The organism is Microbacterium oleivorans, assembly GCF_023715745.1.
Taxonomy (GTDB): Bacteria; Actinomycetota; Actinomycetes; order Actinomycetales; family Microbacteriaceae; genus Microbacterium; species Microbacterium oleivorans_D.
In genome coordinates this window covers 1-470 of record NZ_JAMBOV010000014.1, presented here as the reverse complement: position 1 = coordinate 470, position 470 = coordinate 1, and the positions used below count along the sequence as shown (strand labels likewise).

General features: G+C 51.3%; 1 protein-coding gene. It reads right to left on the bottom strand.

The window, feature by feature from the left end; all coding sequences use genetic code 11:
- The coding region (locus M3190_RS15205) for a hypothetical protein (RefSeq protein ID WP_251583556.1) at positions 1-428 on the bottom strand (428 nt) is incomplete at its 3' end.
- Positions 429-470: the final 42 nt, after the last annotated feature.

The window sequence follows — 470 nt, the reverse complement described above, 5'->3', positions numbered from 1 at the left end:
AATTTATAGTGTCCATCGTTGATCATACGGATCCCTGAGCGATGGGAAAAATCAGGATGGAGTGACGCGATCGCTTTTTTAAATTGATCGTGCGGGAGTTTTTCTCCAGCCAGCTTTCTGAATTTTGCCGTGTATTGCGCATCCATATACAGGATCATGCCGTAACAATAAAGCGAACCCGGACGCAGCGCATTTAAGCCCGCTTGCTCAGGATGCGCCAGTAATGGGCTCATATCCCGGCCTTTTCTGCCCTCCAGGACTTTCTCTCGCAGCGACCGATCGCGTCCAGTCAGACCAATCAGGGTCGGTACTAAATCCAGATGATTGGTCAAACTGTTGCAGCGGATATTTCCCGGATACGCCGGATGGCGAATGATCATCGGCACATGGATCTGCTCTTTGTACACCGAGGAACCTTTACCATGCATCTGGTGGGAGCCACCGAGTTCCCCATGGTCGGCGGTAAAGAC